The organism is Pseudomonas sp. W2Oct36 (genome assembly GCF_041060465.1).
GTDB lineage: Bacteria > Pseudomonadota > Gammaproteobacteria > Pseudomonadales > Pseudomonadaceae > Aquipseudomonas > Aquipseudomonas graminis_B.
The window spans coordinates 145,881-160,933 of record NZ_JAUERW010000002.1; the positions used below are offsets into that span (position 1 = coordinate 145,881).

13 protein-coding genes are annotated in these 15,053 nt (G+C 61.2%); 7 read left to right on the top strand and 6 right to left on the bottom strand.

Translation table 11 applies throughout. The features are described from left to right. Positions 1 to 4: 4 nt before the first annotated feature. The gene (gene uvrD / locus QWI18_RS03375) at positions 5 to 2,188 is read right to left on the bottom strand and encodes a DNA helicase II (protein WP_065988144.1); all 2,184 of its coding nucleotides are present in this window, start codon (positions 2,186 to 2,188) and stop codon (positions 5 to 7) included. 170 nt (positions 2,189 to 2,358) lie between these two features. Here uvrD and QWI18_RS03380 point away from each other — a divergent pair, with 170 nt between their 5' ends. Both QWI18_RS03380 and hexR read left to right on the top strand, forming a co-directional pair. Then, complete coding sequence (locus QWI18_RS03380; RefSeq protein ID WP_065988146.1) at positions 2,359 to 4,425, top strand: bifunctional diguanylate cyclase/phosphodiesterase; 2,067 nt, start codon at positions 2,359 to 2,361, stop codon at positions 4,423 to 4,425. Positions 4,426 to 4,542: 117 nt separating this feature from the next. Next, entirely contained in the window at positions 4,543 to 5,409 is an 867-nt protein-coding gene (gene hexR, locus QWI18_RS03385) for a transcriptional regulator HexR (RefSeq protein ID WP_065988147.1), read from the top strand. On the opposite strand, the gene QWI18_RS03390 is transcribed toward hexR, so the two are convergent. Then, on the bottom strand, positions 5,390 to 5,629 hold the full coding sequence (locus tag QWI18_RS03390; RefSeq protein WP_296305884.1) for a hypothetical protein: 240 nt from the start codon (positions 5,627 to 5,629) through the stop codon (positions 5,390 to 5,392). The genes hexR and QWI18_RS03390 overlap by 20 nt on opposite strands. On the opposite strand from QWI18_RS03390, the gene QWI18_RS03395 reads away from it, so the two are divergent. Next, the gene (locus tag QWI18_RS03395; protein ID WP_192130622.1) at positions 5,519 to 5,749 is read left to right on the top strand and encodes a PA3496 family putative envelope integrity protein; all 231 of its coding nucleotides are present in this window, start codon (positions 5,519 to 5,521) and stop codon (positions 5,747 to 5,749) included. The genes QWI18_RS03390 and QWI18_RS03395 overlap by 111 nt on opposite strands. Here the strand turns inward: QWI18_RS03395 and QWI18_RS03400 are convergent. Further along, a complete protein-coding gene (locus QWI18_RS03400; RefSeq protein ID WP_065988153.1) occupies positions 5,703 to 6,653 on the bottom strand; it encodes a LysR family transcriptional regulator in 951 nt (316 codons plus the stop codon). The two genes, QWI18_RS03395 and QWI18_RS03400, sit on opposite strands and share 47 nt — an antisense overlap. A 195-nt stretch (positions 6,654 to 6,848) precedes the next feature. Between QWI18_RS03400 and QWI18_RS03405 the strand changes: the two genes are divergently transcribed. Both QWI18_RS03405 and oadA read left to right on the top strand, forming a co-directional pair. Further along, the gene (locus tag QWI18_RS03405) at positions 6,849 to 8,264 is read left to right on the top strand and encodes an acetyl-CoA carboxylase biotin carboxylase subunit (protein ID WP_369318215.1); all 1,416 of its coding nucleotides are present in this window, start codon (positions 6,849 to 6,851) and stop codon (positions 8,262 to 8,264) included. Positions 8,265 to 8,366: 102 nt separating this feature from the next. Beyond that, positions 8,367 to 10,175 (top strand): sodium-extruding oxaloacetate decarboxylase subunit alpha, encoded by a 1,809-nt coding sequence (gene oadA / locus QWI18_RS03410; protein ID WP_369318216.1) that lies wholly within the window; start codon positions 8,367 to 8,369, stop codon positions 10,173 to 10,175. Positions 10,176 to 10,310: 135 nt separating this feature from the next. Here the strand turns inward: oadA and QWI18_RS03415 are convergent, their stop codons facing one another. Genes QWI18_RS03415 through QWI18_RS03425 form a run of 3 tightly spaced genes read right to left on the bottom strand, consistent with a single transcriptional unit; the run spans position 10,311 to position 12,080 of the window. After that, positions 10,311 to 10,982 (bottom strand): GNAT family N-acetyltransferase, encoded by a 672-nt coding sequence (locus QWI18_RS03415; RefSeq protein ID WP_369318217.1) that lies wholly within the window; start codon positions 10,980 to 10,982, stop codon positions 10,311 to 10,313. A gap of 17 nt (positions 10,983 to 10,999) precedes the next feature. Further along, entirely contained in the window at positions 11,000 to 11,446 is a 447-nt protein-coding gene (locus tag QWI18_RS03420; protein ID WP_192130627.1) for a GNAT family N-acetyltransferase, read from the bottom strand. Beyond that, the gene (locus QWI18_RS03425) at positions 11,439 to 12,080 is read right to left on the bottom strand and encodes an FMN-binding negative transcriptional regulator (protein WP_192130628.1); all 642 of its coding nucleotides are present in this window, start codon (positions 12,078 to 12,080) and stop codon (positions 11,439 to 11,441) included. Before QWI18_RS03425 ends, QWI18_RS03420 begins: the two co-directional genes overlap by 8 nt. Positions 12,081 to 12,169: 89 nt before the next feature. Here QWI18_RS03425 and QWI18_RS03430 point away from each other — a divergent pair, with 89 nt between their 5' ends. Both QWI18_RS03430 and QWI18_RS03435 read left to right on the top strand, forming a co-directional pair. Then, on the top strand, positions 12,170 to 13,717 hold the full coding sequence (locus QWI18_RS03430) for a PLP-dependent aminotransferase family protein (protein WP_369318218.1): 1,548 nt from the start codon (positions 12,170 to 12,172) through the stop codon (positions 13,715 to 13,717). 91 nt (positions 13,718 to 13,808) lie between these two features. Further along, positions 13,809 to 15,020 carry a YeeE/YedE family protein gene (locus QWI18_RS03435; RefSeq protein ID WP_369318219.1) on the top strand — a complete coding sequence of 404 codons (1,212 nt, stop codon included), beginning with the start codon at positions 13,809 to 13,811 and terminating at the stop codon, positions 15,018 to 15,020. Positions 15,021 to 15,053: the final 33 nt, after the last annotated feature.

The window sequence follows — 15,053 nt, forward strand, 5'->3', positions numbered from 1 at the left end:
CCGATCACACCGGCTCGAGCTTCGCGTACCCCAGCATCAGCCACTTGCTGCCTTCCGAGAAATTCACCTGGACCCGTGCCTGAGCGCCTGAACCCTCGAAGTTGAGGATCACGCCTTCACCAAACACCGCGTGCTGCACGTGCTGACCCAGGGAGAACTGGCTCTGCGGAATGGCTTCGCCATCGAACAAGCGGCTCGGGGCCATGGTTTTGGAACCGCCGAACGGCCGGGTCACGCTGTTGGACAACCGCACTTCCTGAATCAGATTGGCCGGCACCTCCCGGACGAAGCGCGAGACCTTGTTGTAGGTTTCGCTTCCGTACAAGCGTCGGGTTTCTGCGTAGGTCATCACCAGATGCTGCATGGCGCGGGTGATGCCCACGTAAGCCAGGCGACGCTCTTCTTCCAGACGCCCCGGCTCTTCCAGGCTCATCTTGTGTGGAAACAGGCCTTCTTCCATGCCCACCAGGAACACGTACGGAAACTCCAGACCTTTGGCGCTGTGCAGCGTCATCAGCTGAATGCTGTCTTCGTGCTCGTCCGCCTGCGTATCGCCGGCCTCCAGCGAGGCATGGCCGAGGAAGGCAGCCAGTGGCGTCAGGTCTTCCTCTTCGTCGCTGTTCTCGAAGGCGCGCGCGGCGCTGACCAGTTCCTCAAGGTTTTCCACCCGGGCCTGGCCTTTCTCGCCTTTCTCTTCCTTGTGGTACGTGATCAGGCCGGACTGCTCGATCACCGTTTGGGTCATCAGATGCAGCGGCATGTCCGCAGCCTTGGCGGCGAGGTTTTCGATCAGTTCGATGAACGCGCCCAGCGCGCCCGCTGCACGACCGGTCAGGCCTTTGTTGGCGACCAGCAGGCGCATGGCTTCCCACATGGAAACGTCAGCATGGCGCGCATGCTCGCGAATCGCTTCGACGGTTTTCTCGCCAATACCGCGGGGCGGGACGTTGATGACCCGCTCCAGCGCCGAATCATTACCACGCCCGTCCAGCAGACGCATATACGCCATGGCGTTCTTGATTTCGGCGCGCTCGAAGAATCGCTGGCCGCCGTAGATACGGTACGGGATGCGCTCGCGCAGCAAGGCCTCTTCGAGGACCCGCGACTGGGCGTTGGAGCGATACAGAATGGCGATATCGCTGCGCGCCAGGCCGGTCTTGATTGCGCTTTCGATGGTCTCGACCACGTAGCGCGCTTCGTCGTGTTCGTTGAACGCGGCATAGAGATTGATCAGCTCGCCATCGCCGACATCCGTCCACAGCTCTTTGCCCAGACGCCCTGTGTTGTTGACGATCAAGCCGTTGGCGGCCTTGAGGATGCTCGCGGTGGAGCGGTAGTTCTGCTCCAGGCGAATGGTCTCGGTGTCGGGGAAATCTTCGGAATACTGATGAATATTCTCGATCTTCGCCCCGCGCCAGCCGTAGATGGACTGGTCGTCGTCGCCGACCACCATCAGGCTGTCGCCACCCTGGGCGAGCAGGCGCAACCAGGCGTATTGAACGGCGTTGGTGTCCTGGAATTCGTCCACCAGCACGTGACGGAAACGGCGCTGATAGTGCGCAAGCAGGCTCGGGTTATCGCGCCACAGGTCCAGCGCGCGAAGCAGCAGCTCGGAGAAGTCGATAACGCCGGCGCGCTGACAGGCCGCTTCATAGGCCTCGTAGACCGACTTCATGGTCGTCAGAAAGAGATCGCCCGAGGCTTGAATGTGTTTGGGACGCAGCCCTTCGTCCTTCTGCCCGTTGATGAACCACTGCGCCTGCCGTGCCGGCCAGCGCTGCTCATCCAGATTCAGCTCGCGCATGACGCGCTTGACCAGTCGTTGCTGGTCATCGCTGTCGAGGATCTGGAAGCTCTGGTTCAGACCCGCTTCCTGCCAGTGCGCCCGCAGCAGACGGTGCGCCAGGCCGTGGAAGGTGCCCACCCACATGCCGGCCGGGTTGATACCCATCAGTTGCTCGATGCGATGGCGCATCTCGGCAGCGGCCTTGTTGGTGAACGTCACCGACAGGATCGAGTGCGGCGAGGCGTTCTCGACCTGGATCAACCAGGCGATACGGTGCACCAGCACACGGGTTTTGCCGGAACCAGCGCCGGCCAGGACCAACTGACGACCCACGGAGGCAGCTACGGCCTGGCGTTGGGCATCGTTGAGGGAGTTAAGCAGAAGGGAGAGGTCATCGCGCATCGGGGCATTCTAGGGTGCCGTGAGGGCATGGGCAAACCCTAACGCTGGCCGGTCGTGATGTTGTCGGTCGCATTTTGCCGTCTGTAGATTTTAATTGATGACTGTTTGGTCTCGACGGTCCCTTGTGTATCCTCCGCGAACGTTCAAGGCCACCAATTATAAGAAACGCCATGACCTTAAGCTCCGAAGCCCCGGCCGACTCCGTGGCGACACGCCGTGTCATCTGCAAGCAGTTCGCGACCCAGCTTGCCGCCGAGCGCACCCGCCTTCTCTATCAGGGATCGCTCCTGCCGACCCTGTTCATGTTCATCAATGGTTTGCTCTGCGCATGGCTGCTCTGGAGCCCCGAGCGTTACGTGCTGGTTGGCGTCTGGCTGGGATGGCTGTCAGCGCTGGTCAGTCTGCGCGTGCTGCAGGTCGCAGCGTTCAGGTCGGCATCAATGGATCGTCGTTCACAGCCAATCTGGAATCGCATGTTTCTGGCCGGCGCCTGTGTCAGCGGTTTCACGTTGTCCAGCGCCGCGCTGGTGCTGATGCCCGCGCAAAGCCTGTCGCAACAGGCCTGGGTGTTCGGCCTGATCGGCGCCGCAACGCTGTCTGCCAGTGTGGCCTATGCGGTGAGCATTCCGGCATTCCTCACCTTCACGCTGCCGTGCCTGCTGCCGCCCATCTTCTATCTGTTCTGGACCGGCGACCCACAATGCCATGGCTGGGGCTGGCTCGGCCTGATTCTGCTACTGGCGCTGATCGTGGTGGCCGCGCAGGTCAACCGTTTGATCGAGCGGGGCCTGATCCGGCGGTTTCAGAACGTGGCGCTCATCGAGCACCTTCAACAGGCCCAAGCCAAAAGTGACGAGCTGAATCGCGAGCTGACGCGCCAGTACGAAGAGCGTACGCGCTATCTGACCCATTACGATGAGCTGACCGGCCTGGCCAATCGGGCGTTGTTCAACGAGCGGCTGCGCGAGGCCAATCAGCGTGCGCGTCATGGCGGGCGAACGCTGGCCCTGCTGCACATCAACCTTGATCGCTTCAAATTGCTCAATGACAGCTTGGGTCACGACATCGCTGACCAGTTGCTGCGCCTCGTCGCGCGCCGGCTGAACGCCCACGTAGCGGACGCCGATACCGTCGCGCGTTTGTCGGCGGACGAGTTTGCCGTGCTATTCGACAGCCACGGCAACCTGACCACAATGGCGCGGATCACGACGCGTCTGCTGGCCAAGCTGCGCTCGCCGATATCGGTGTCCGGCCATGAGCTGGTGGTCAGTGCCTCTATCGGCATCGCGTTGCTGCCGGGTTCCGCTCGAGACATCGCCGCGCTGGTCAGCCAGGCGAATATGGCCATGCAACACGCCAAACACCTGGGTGGCGACAATTTTCAGTTCTACACTGAAAGCCTTGAGGCGGGCACGCCCGGTCGTTTGCAGCTGGAAATCCAACTGCGTCGCGCGATCGCAGAAGGGCAGCTGGAAGTGTTTTATCAGCCGAAACTGGAGCTGGAAAGCGGGCGCCTGAACTCGGCAGAAGCACTGGTGCGCTGGCGTCATCCCGAGCGCGGTCTGATTTCGCCCGGCGAGTTCATCGGACTGGCGGAGGAGACCGGTCTGATCGCCAACATCGGGGAGTTCGTGCTGCGCAAAGCCTGCCATCAGGCATGCGAATGGCAGCGGGAGGGGCTCGCGCCGATCAGGGTGTCAGTCAATCTCTCGGTGCATCAGATGCGCCAGGGCAAGCTGGTCAGCCTCGTGCGGCAAGTGCTGGAAGAAACCGGGCTCAAGCCGGAATACCTGGAGCTTGAGCTCACCGAGAGTCAGTTGCTGGAGAGCGTCGAGCACATCATCACCACGTTCCAGCAACTGCGCGCACTCGGCGTGAAATTGGCCATCGACGATTTCGGCACCGGCTATTCATCGTTGAGCTATCTGAAGCGATTTCCAGTGCATTGCGTGAAGATCGACCAGGCCTTCATCCGCGGCTTGAACGAAGGGGCGGAAGACGCGGCGATTACACGGGCAATCATTGCGATGGCCCACAGTCTTGACCTCAGGGTTGTGGCCGAGGGCGTGGAAGATTGCGAGCAACTAGAGTTTCTCAGGGCTCATGGTTGCGACGAGGTTCAAGGCTACTTGATCAGTCGCCCGGTGGAGGCCAGCGTCATGGGCGGCATCCTGCGCAGTTGTCTGGCTGAAGCCTGGAGTCCTGTACGAAAAGCCCTACACTACAAAGCGACCTAACCCTCAACACCGATCGGTTGACCACGGGAAGATCGTTTAACTGTGCGGTTTGCAGGTCATGTAGTATAACTACAAGAAAGCTACAGCCCGGCCCATCCTTCACTTGAGTCCTGTCCTTTGAATCTGTTGCAGCACATCGCCCAGTCACGCCATCTCTTGCGCAAGTCGGAGCTGAAAGTAGCCGATCACGTGCTGCTCGATCCGGCGGCCGTGATGCACAGCTCCATGGCCGACCTGGCGCATGCGGTCGGGATCAGTGAGCCAACCATCGTGCGTTTCTGCCGCGCCATTGGCTGCACCGGGTTTCAGGATCTGAAACTCAAGCTGGCGCAAAGCCTCGCCGCCGGCGCGAGCTTTGGGCAGTTCGCTATCCACGAAGACGATTCCGTCGCCGATTACAGCCTTAAGATTTTCGACACCACGCTGCACACGCTGATAGAAGTGCGCGAAAAGCTCGACCCCCATGCCTTGCAGGCAGCGGTGACGGTCATGGCGGCCGCGCATCGGGTCGAGTTCTACGGTTTCGGCGCCTCGGGTGCGGTCGCGGCTGACGCCCAGCACAAATTCTTCCGTCTGTTACTGACGGCAGCGTCCTACTCCGATCCGCACATGCAGGCGATGTCGGCTGTGACGCTCAAGCCCACTGACGTCGCGGTGTGTATCTCGCAGTCCGGTCGCTCCAAGGATCTGCTGATCACGGCCAACCTGGTGCGCGAAAGCGGCGCCAACCTGATCACCCTGTGCCCGAGTCAGACGCCATTGGCGGAGCTGTCCACGGTCAATCTCGCCATTGACGTGCACGAAGACACCGAAATCTACACGCCGTTGACCTCACGTATCGCGCACTTGGTGGTCATCGATGTCCTGGCGATGGGCGTCGCGATGGCGCGCGGTCCGAGCCTGGTCAATCACTTGAAGAGCGTGAAGCGCAGCTTGCGCAGCCTGCGGTTGTCGCCGAAGTCGATCAAATCGTCCGAAGATTGAGCTGAACCGGCGCAATGCTGAAACCTTCACCAAGCTGTAACGCTTCCGACGTCTGATCGTCACCGCATCCCGCCACTCTGTACTCCCGCACACGAATGGGAGACAGGATATGCCTCGGCACTACGATGACTCGCAGCAGCACAGCACCTCCAGCACCAAGACCCGCCGTCAGCAGGAAGACCAGCGCCGCATGGCGTTCCGGCGTGCGATCGAAAGCCATTCCGAAGAGCGTCGCCTGAACCAGGAACTCTCGAGCTACCTGGACAGCGCCAGCGCCCATTTCTGGCAGAGCGCTAGCGCTTCGGAAGGTGTCCATCAAAGCGCGCGACCAGCTCGCTGATCTGCGTACGCTCTGTCCGAATGAATGACAGGAACGCGTGAGCCACCGGCGACAGACGTTTGTCCCGTGCCTGTACGACGCACCAGCTTCGGTACAGCGGCAATTCGGCCACTGGCAGCTCAATCAGCGTGCCAGTGGCAAGTTCCAGGCTCAGTGCATGGCGCGTCAGCAGTGCGACGCCGAGCCCCGCCACCACGCATTCACGCTGCGCTTCCGCCGAGGACACCTCCAGCGTGTGCTCGAAGTGAACGCGTTTCTCCTTGAAATACTCCTCGCAGGCCTTGCGCGTCCCCGAGCCCTGTTCGCGGACCACCAGCGTTGCCGCCTCCAGGTCCTTCAGCGTCGGATTGGCGAGCAAGGTCAACGGATGATCCGGCGGCGCGACGGCCACAATCGGGTTATTCAGAAAGGGCAAGAACTCCAGCCCCATGTCCTGGGGGACCATCGACATCACCACCAGATCATCGCGGTTATCCGAGAGTCGCCGAATCACCTGCGCCCGATTGACGACCGTGAGGTTGAGCATCACCTCCGGATACTTGCGCTTGAAGGCTGCGAACAGGTGGGGGACGAAATACTTGGCACTGGATTCGATCGCCAGTTTGAGCTGCCCCTGCAGCGAGCCCTGCATGTCGGACAGCTGCATGTCGAGGTTCTCCAGCCGACCGAAAATGTCGCGACTGGCGAGCTGCAGCGCCTCCGCGGCCTCCGTGAGATAGAGCTTTTTACCCACGTATTCGAACAGCGGCTGGCCGACCAACTCTTCCAGTTGACGAATCTGCAGGCTCACCGCCGGCTGGGTCAGTGACATTTCCTCAGCCGCTCGACTGTAAGAACGCAAATCGCAGACCTCGTTGAAGATGCGCAATTGACGCAATGTCATGCGCATCAGTGACTTACGCATCCTTCTGCCCTTAATCGGCTAACTGATACTGGCAACTATAAGGTTTTACTTATGGTTCACCCAATATTTACTCATTTTTGTTAATTGCTGATTCGTCATAGGGTGGCTTCACCTGCGAGCAACATGCAGTTACGGAATGTCGCGCGGTATTGGCCAGTCATCTGGTCCGTCTGCTAATCGGTCGAGGAGATACCAGTGATAAGAAAAATCCTGATCGCCAACCGTGGGGAAATTGCTGTCCGAATCGTGCGCGCCTGCGCCGAAATGGGCATCCGCTCGGTGGCGATCTATTCCGATGCGGACCGTCACGCGCTGCACGTCAAGCGTGCCGACGAAGCCTACGGCATCGGCTCGGAGCCCCTCGAAGGCTATCTGAACCCGCGCAAGCTGGTGAATCTCGCCGTTGAAACCGGCTGCGACGCACTGCATCCCGGTTACGGGTTTCTGTCGGAAAACGCAGAGCTGGCGGATATCTGTGCCGAACGGGGTATCAAGTTCATCGGCCCGTCCGCTGAAGTGATCCGCCGCATGGGCGACAAAACCGAGGCCCGCCGCAGCATGATCAAGGCCGGCGTACCAGTAACGCCCGGCACGGAGGGCAATGTGGCCGACATCGCCGAGGCGCTGGTTGAAGGCGATCGCATCGGTTACCCGGTCATGCTCAAGGCCACTTCCGGCGGCGGCGGTCGCGGCATTCGTCGCTGCAACAGCCGGGATGAACTGGAGCAGGCGTTCCCCCGGGTCATTTCCGAGGCCACCAAGGCGTTCGGCAAGGCTGAAGTTTTTCTCGAAAAGTGCATCGTCAATCCCAAGCACATCGAAGCGCAGATACTCGGCGACAGCTTTGGCAACGTCGTTCACCTGTTCGAGCGTGATTGCTCGATCCAGCGCCGCAACCAGAAGCTCATCGAAATCGCCCCAAGCCCGCAACTGACGCCGGAGCAGCGCGCCTACATCGGCGACCTGTCCGTGCGGGCCGCCAAGGCCGTGGGCTACGAGAACGCCGGCACCGTGGAGTTCTTGCTGGCCGAGGGCGAGGTGTACTTCATGGAAATGAACACCCGCGTACAGGTCGAGCACACGATTACCGAGGAAATCACCGGGATCGACATCGTGCGCGAGCAGATCCGCATTGCGTCGGGGCTGCCACTGTCGGTCAAGCAGGAAGACATCATCCATCGCGGTTTCGCGTTGCAGTTCCGCATCAACGCGGAAGACCCGAAGAACAACTTTCTGCCGAGCTTCGGCAAGATCACCCGTTATTACGCGCCCGGCGGCCCCGGCGTGCGCACCGACACGGCGATCTACACCGGCTACACCATTCCGCCGTATTACGACTCCATGTGCCTGAAGCTGATCGTCTGGGCGCTGACCTGGGAAGAAGCAATGGACCGCGGCCTGCGTGCGCTGGATGACATGCGTCTGCAGGGGGTAAAGACCACGGCCGCGTATTACCAGGAAATCCTGCGCAACCCGGAATTCCGCAGCGGCCAGTTCAATACCAGCTTCGTTGAGAGCCACCCCGAGCTGACCCATTACTCGATCAAGCGCAAACCCGAAGAGCTGGCCCTGGCCATCGCCGCCGCCATCGCTGCCCATGCGGGCTTATGAACACGTTAGCTGCAAGCCACAAGCGGCAAGCTGCAAGAAAGAGCGCGATCGGCTTTTGCTTGAGGCTTGCAGCTTGGCGCTTGCAGCTCTGAGGAGATAAAAATGACCAAGAAGATCCATGTCACCGACACCATTTTGCGCGACGCCCACCAGTCCCTGCTGGCGACCCGCATGCGCACCGAGGACATGCTGCCGATCTGCGACAGGCTCGATAAAGTCGGCTACTGGTCGCTGGAAGTGTGGGGCGGTGCGACCTTCGACGCCTGCGTGCGCTTTCTGAAGGAAGACCCGTGGGAGCGCCTTCGCCAACTGCGCGCGGCGCTGCCCAATACCCGTCTGCAAATGCTGCTTCGCGGTCAGAACCTGCTGGGCTATCGACACTACAGCGATGACGTGGTCAAGGCATTCGTCGCCAAGGCAGCGGACAACGGTATCGACGTGTTCCGGATCTTTGATGCCATGAACGACGTGCGTAATCTGCGCGTCGCGGTCGAAGCGGTGAAGGCTGCCGGGAAGCATGCTCAAGGCACCATTGCGTACACCACCAGCCCGGTGCACACCATTGGCGCTTTTGTGGCGCAAGCTAAAGAAATGGAAGCGATGGGCTGTGATTCCGTCGCGATCAAGGACATGGCCGGTCTGCTGACTCCCTATGCCACGGGCGAGCTGGTCAAGGCGCTGAAGGCCGAGCAATCGCTGCCGGTGTTCATTCACTCCCACGACACCGCGGGCCTGGCCGCGATGTGCCAGCTCAAGGCCATCGAAAACGGTGCCGACCATATCGACACCGCGATCTCCAGCTTCGCCTGGGGCACCAGCCACCCGGGTACCGAATCGATGGTCGCGGCCTTGAAAGGCAGCGAATTCGACACCGGCCTGGACCTGGAGCTGCTGCAGGAAATCGGCCTGTATTTCTACGCGGTGCGTAAGAAGTATCACCAGTTTGAGAGCGAATTCACGGCGGTCGATACCCGTGTGCAGGTCAACCAGGTCCCGGGCGGCATGATCTCCAACCTCGCCAACCAGCTCAAAGAGCAGGGCGCGTTGAACCGCATGGGCGAAGTGCTGGCCGAGATTCCGCGGGTGCGCAAAGACTTGGGCTATCCGCCGTTGGTGACCCCCACTTCACAGATCGTCGGCACCCAGGCTTTTTTCAACGTGCTGGCCGGCGAGCGCTACAAAACCATCACCAACGAAGTGAAGCTTTACCTGACTGGCGGCTACGGCAAGGCGCCAGGGCAAGTGGACGAGACCCTGCGCCGTCAAGCCATCGGCAGTGAAGAGCTGATCGATGTGCGTCCGGCCGACCTGCTGAAGCCTGAAATGACCAAGCTGCGCGGCGAAATCGGCGCGTTGGCCACCACCGAAGAGGACGTGCTGACCTATGCCATGTTCCCGGACATCGGCCGCAAGTTTCTCGAAGAACGTGCGGCGGGCACGCTGGCGCCAGAGCCTTTGCTGCCGATTCCAGAGCCGGGCGCAGTCGCTAAAGCAGGCGGCGAGGGCGTTCCGACCGAATTCGTGATCGATGTTCACGGCGAAAGCTACCGCGTCGATATCACTGGCGTGGGCGTCAAGGCCGAGGGTAAGCGCCACTTCTATCTGTCCATCGACGGCATGCCGGAAGAAGTGGTGTTCGAGCCGCTCAATGAGTTCGTTGGCAGCGGCATCGGCAAGCGTGCGCAAGCCAGCAAGCCGGGCCATGTCAGCACTTCCATGCCGGGCAATATCGTCGATGTGCTGGTGAAGGAGGGCGATGACGTTCGCGCCGGTCAGGCGGTGCTGATCACCGAAGCGATGAAGATGGAGAGCGAAGTTCAGGCGGCAGTGGCCGGCAAGGTCGCAGCCATCCATGTCGCGAAAGGCGATCGCGTCAACCCGGGCGAGATTTTGATCGAAATCGAGGGCTGACACAGCCGCTGCAAGATTGACGGCCTGCCGCGCACAGACGCGGCAGGCTGAACGATTACCTCTGGGGGAGCTCTCGTGGCTCCTCTTTTTTTTTGCCTGAAGCTGGGCGCTTTAGGCTGTTTCGTTTCAACGCGCTCACTTGCCGCGCAGTTGCTCCAGCGTCCTGATTTGCTGGCCATCCTTAAAGTTATCCACAGCCAGCCATGCTTCGAACGCCTCCTGTATTGCCGGCCACTCGCTGTCGATGATCGAGTACCAGGCGGTGTCCCGATTCTGCCCCTTGAACACCGCGTGTTGGCGGAATGTGCCTTCGAAGCTGAACCCGAAGCGTTCGGCCGCGCGCTTGGAGCGGGAATTGTTGGCGTTGCATTTCCATTCCAGGCGGCGATTGCCCAGCGAGAAAGATTCCTTCGCCAGGAGATAAACCGCCTCTGTTGCCTTTGGCGTGCGTTGCATCGAGGCGCCGAAGGTCACATGGCCAATTTCGATGCGGCCCGCGCTCGGGAAGATGGACATCAAGCTCAGAAAGCCGTCGATGGCGCCGGTCTGTTGATCAATGACGGTGTAGAACCACGGATCGGTTGAGCCTTCCAGGCCTGCGAGATAGTCATCGAATGCTCCGCGCTCTGGAAACGGGCCCACAAACAGGTAATCCCACAATTTTCGGTCAGCGGCCGGGCCTTCCAGTGCCTCCCACAGGCCATCGCCATGCTGGGCGGCGTTGAGTTTTTCGAGACGGATGAAGCGTCCTTGCAGCGTGCGCGTGTTCGGCAGTCTGGCCGGTTGCCACTGAGTGAGATCCGACATATCGAGATTTCCTGGTCTTACAACGGTTTGCGAAATTGAATATAGCCCGGGCGCTCCGCGAGGCGCTCGTAGAGCTGAATGGCGGTTGCGTTGGTCTCGTGGGTGAGCCAATGGACTTTGTCGGCGCCGTCCCGTTTGGCGGTCGCGTAAACGTACTCGATCAGTTGGCGGCCAACGCCCGTGCCGCGCTGTTCCGGCACCACCAGCAAATCCTGCAGGTAGCAGGCATTGCCGATGCTCCAGTTGGATCGGTGATAAATGAAATGCACCATGCCCACCGCCTTGCCGTCCTGCCAGGCGAGGGCGGCGTTGGTGGGCTCGCTGCTGTCCAGAAACCGTTGCCAAGTGCTCTGTGTGACCGCGTCAGCCAGTGTGGTTTTGTAGAAGCTCAGATAGGCATGCCATAACGGCAACCAGGCTTCTTGGTCTTCGGCGGTGACGGGACGGATGTGGAGGTCAGACACGCGGTGCTCCCTGGTTCATCAATTGAGCGATTTTCTGATCGGATGGGTCCTGGCTGAGTGCCAGGCCTTTGCTTACCCCCGCGATGTCTGCGGCGCTGCGGTTCTGGTTAAGCTTGCGCTTGCCTTCCAGCCGCTCGACGGGGATCGCGAAGCCGACGATGCCGTTGAGCATCTTCTCGATGTAATCGGCGGGTGCGTCGCTGACCGCCCAGGGCTCGGCGCGGCTGGCTTCGTGCTTGTCGGTCAGGCCGGTGACTATCCGCAACAGTCGCGCGGGATCAGTGAACACGTCAGCACGGCCATAGGCATGCACCGCCAGATAATTCCAGGTGGGCACCACTTTGCCGTGCTCGGCCTTGGCGGCATAAAAAGAAGGGCTGATGTAGGCGTCTGCGCCCTGGAAAATCAGCAGTGCTTGCGCGCCGGTCTCCAGGGCTTTCCACTGCGGATTGGCCTTGGCCAGATGCCCATACAGCGTGCCGTGTGGACCCTGAGTGGGTTCGAGCAACAAGGGGATATGGCTCGCTTGCACACCGGTCTCGTCAAAAGTGACCAGTGTCGCCAGGCGCGTGGCTTCTATCTGCCGGTGCAGGCTGGCGAGGTCCTCGAGTTTGAAATAGCTGGGCGTGTACATGAGATTTTCCTTGGCGGCTGGGCCAATCCTAGGCAGCCTAATGGTTCGTTGTAAGAGCCATTTATGGTCAATCTCATAGGGCCAATCCCATGCACGTACCCACGCCGGCGCTGACCTTCGATTTCGCCGGCATCGCGCTGAACCGCCGCCATGGCCTCAGCCGCCAGCTCTATCAGACCCTGCGCGAGCGTATCCTCGACGGTCGCTTGTCCGGGGGCACGCGGTTGCCCGCAAGCCGGGATCTGGCGTTGTCCCTCGGCATCTCGCGCAACAGCGTGATGCGCGCTTATGAGCAGCTTTACGCTGAAGGCTTTACCGAGACCCGCGTTGGGGACGGCACCTATGTCGCGCAATTGAGGGAGAAACCGTCAGCCGCAAAAAAACTATCCACACACCTGTCCACAGGGTTATCACCAAGCTTATCAACAGGTTTATCCACAAAATGGCCGACAGTAGCGGCCGAATTGTCAAACAATCTTATCCACAGCAAGGCGATGAACACGCTGGAACAGCATCATTTACGACCCCCGAAAAGCGGCCTGCCGAAGGCGTTTCGAACAGGGGTTCCGGCATTCGATCTGTTCCCTTTTGACACGTGGGGCAAGCTGCACGCGGCTTTCTGGCGTAAGCCGGGCTTGCAACATCTGGGCTATGGCGATCCGGCCGGCGAATGGCGTTTGCGGGAGCTGATCGCGGCTTACTTGAGGACGTCCCGCGATCTTCGCTGCGCACCTGAGCAAATTGTGATCACCAATGGCGCGCAGCAGGCGATAACCCTTTGTGCACAGCTGCTGCTGGAGCCGGGCGACGTGGTGGCCATCGAAAATCCGGGGTACCGCGCGGCCGGTCATGCCTTCGGAGTGGCTGGCGCCCAGTTGCAGGGCATGGCGGTTGACGTCGAGGGCATGCGCAGTCCGGGGCGCGATGACTCAGGCTGCAAGTTGGCGTACGTGACGCCCTCTCATCAATACCCGATGGGCGTGACCATGAGTCTGGCGCGGCGGCTGGAACTGCTCGCGTGGGCCGAGCGCAATCAGGGCTGGATCGTCGAAGACGACTACGACGGCGAGTACCGCTACAGCGGTGCCCCGCTGGCGCCGTTGGCAGCGCTGGATCGTAGCGGTCGCGTGCTGTATGTCGGGACCTTCGGCAAGGTCGCGTTTCCGGCCCTGCGTCTGGGTTATCTGGTGTTGCCGCGCAACCTGGTAGAGCCGTTCAGTCGGCGACGGGCCGTGGACATGCGTCATTCCGAGATCGGCACGCAAATGGTCATGGCCGAGTTCATCGCGGCGGGTCACTTTCAGCGGCACATCCGTCGCATGCGCCGGGCTGCCTTGAGTCGACGTGACGCATTACTGGCCGACTGGCCCCATGAACTTGCGGGTTGCAGCCCGATGATCAAGCCGGTTGCAGGGCTGCATGTCACGGTCGCGGTGGACACGTTAGAGCGTGAGACGGAACTGGTGACCAAAGCGGAAAGTGTCGGGGTCGAGGTCGCGCCGTTGAGTGAGTACTGGCTGCCGGAGTCAGAGACGCCGATGGATGATCGGGCCGGGCTGGTGTTGGGATTTGCGGCGGTGCCCGAGGCCGACATCGCCTCGGCGCTGGCGCGGTTGCGAAGCGTCTGGCGGGTTTGAGGGTGCTGAAGCCGGTGGCGGCGTCGGCGCGTCATCCCGCAGGCACCGGCGTATACTCGCGCCCATCGCAATCCTTCTCCGAGATACGCCCATGAGTCTTCCTCTCTCTGCGGCGCTGCAGCGCAAGCTCGGCGCGCCGCTGATCGCCTTCCTCTTGTTGGTGGTCGGCGCTCTTTTCCTGCAATCGGCCGTTGGCGGCAGGCAAGTGCTATTGCTGATCGTTGGCGCCGCGCTGGGCCTGACGCTCTATCACGCTGCGTTCGGCTTCACCTCGGCCTGGCGGGTATTTATCAACGAGCGACGCGGTGCCGGTTTACGCGCGCAAATGGTGATGCTGGCCGTCGCGGTGGTGCTGTTTTTCCCCGCGCTGGGTGCCGGTACGCTGTTCGGCACGCCGGTCACCGGCCTCGTGGCCCCGGCCGGTGTGTCCGTAGTCTTCGGCGCCTTCATCTTCGGCATCGGCATGCAAATGGGCGGCGGCTGTGCGTCTGGCACGCTGTTCACCGTCGGCGGCGGCAATGCGAGGATGCTCGTGACCCTGCTGTTCTTCATCATTGGCTCGCTGATCGCCACCCATCACGTCGATTGGTGGTTCTCGCTGCCGTCGTTTCCTGCCACCTCCATCGTCAAAAGCTTCGGTGTGATGCCCGCGCTGCTCACGAGCCTGGCCCTGTTCGCGGTCATCGCCCTTGTGACCGTCACGCTGGAAAAGCGTCGGCATGGGGAGCTGGAAGCGGCCGTCACCAGTGAGCACGTTGGCTTGCGCCGTTTCCTCCGTGGCCCCTGGCCGCTGGTGTGGGGCGCGGTAGGGTTGGCGCTGCTCAATTACGCCACGCTGGCATTGGCAGGTCGTCCCTGGGGAATCACCTCGGCTTTCGCGCTGTGGGGCGCAAAGGTCGCCGGTGGTTTGGGCGTGGATGTGGGCAGCTGGCCGTTTTGGCAGATGCCGGCAAACGCCAAGGCGTTGGCCGCGCCGGTGTGGGAGGACATCACCACCGTCATGGACATCGGCATCATGCTGGGTGCGGCAGTGGCGGCGGGTCTTGCAGGACGATTCGCCCCGAGTCTGAAAATCCCGACACGCTCGTTGATCGCGGCAGTGATTGGCGGACTGTTGCTGGGCTACGGCTCGCGCCTGGCGTACGGCTGCAACATCGGCGCGTACTTCAGCGGCATCGCCTCAGGCAGCCTGCACGGCTGGCTTTGGCTGGTCGCTGCCTTCGCAGGCAACGCAGTGGGCGTGAGGATTCGGCCGTTCTTCTTTGCGGGTGAGCGTCGGCCCGCTGTATTGACCGGATGCTGATCGAGTGATCTAAATGAAGGAGGGCGCTTGCCC

Bases quoted from the DNA above. Each gene is read 5' to 3' on its own strand.
- uvrD (WP_065988144.1), bottom strand. From the start codon at position 2,188: ATGCGCGATGACCTCTCCCTTCTGCTTAACTCCCTCAACGATGCCCAA.
- QWI18_RS03380 (WP_065988146.1), top strand. From the start codon at position 2,359: ATGACCTTAAGCTCCGAAGCCCCGGCCGACTCCGTGGCGACACGCCGT.
- QWI18_RS03395 (WP_192130622.1), top strand. From the start codon at position 5,519: ATGCCTCGGCACTACGATGACTCGCAGCAGCACAGCACCTCCAGCACC.
- QWI18_RS03390 (WP_296305884.1), bottom strand. From the start codon at position 5,629: ATGGCTTTCGATCGCACGCCGGAACGCCATGCGGCGCTGGTCTTCCTG.
- QWI18_RS03400 (WP_065988153.1), bottom strand. From the start codon at position 6,653: ATGCGTAAGTCACTGATGCGCATGACATTGCGTCAATTGCGCATCTTC.
- oadA (WP_369318216.1), top strand. From the start codon at position 8,367: ATGACCAAGAAGATCCATGTCACCGACACCATTTTGCGCGACGCCCAC.
- QWI18_RS03415 (WP_369318217.1), bottom strand. From the start codon at position 10,982: ATGTCGGATCTCACTCAGTGGCAACCGGCCAGACTGCCGAACACGCGC.
- QWI18_RS03425 (WP_192130628.1), bottom strand. From the start codon at position 12,080: ATGTACACGCCCAGCTATTTCAAACTCGAGGACCTCGCCAGCCTGCAC.
- QWI18_RS03430 (WP_369318218.1), top strand. From the start codon at position 12,170: ATGCACGTACCCACGCCGGCGCTGACCTTCGATTTCGCCGGCATCGCG.
- QWI18_RS03435 (WP_369318219.1), top strand. From the start codon at position 13,809: ATGAGTCTTCCTCTCTCTGCGGCGCTGCAGCGCAAGCTCGGCGCGCCG.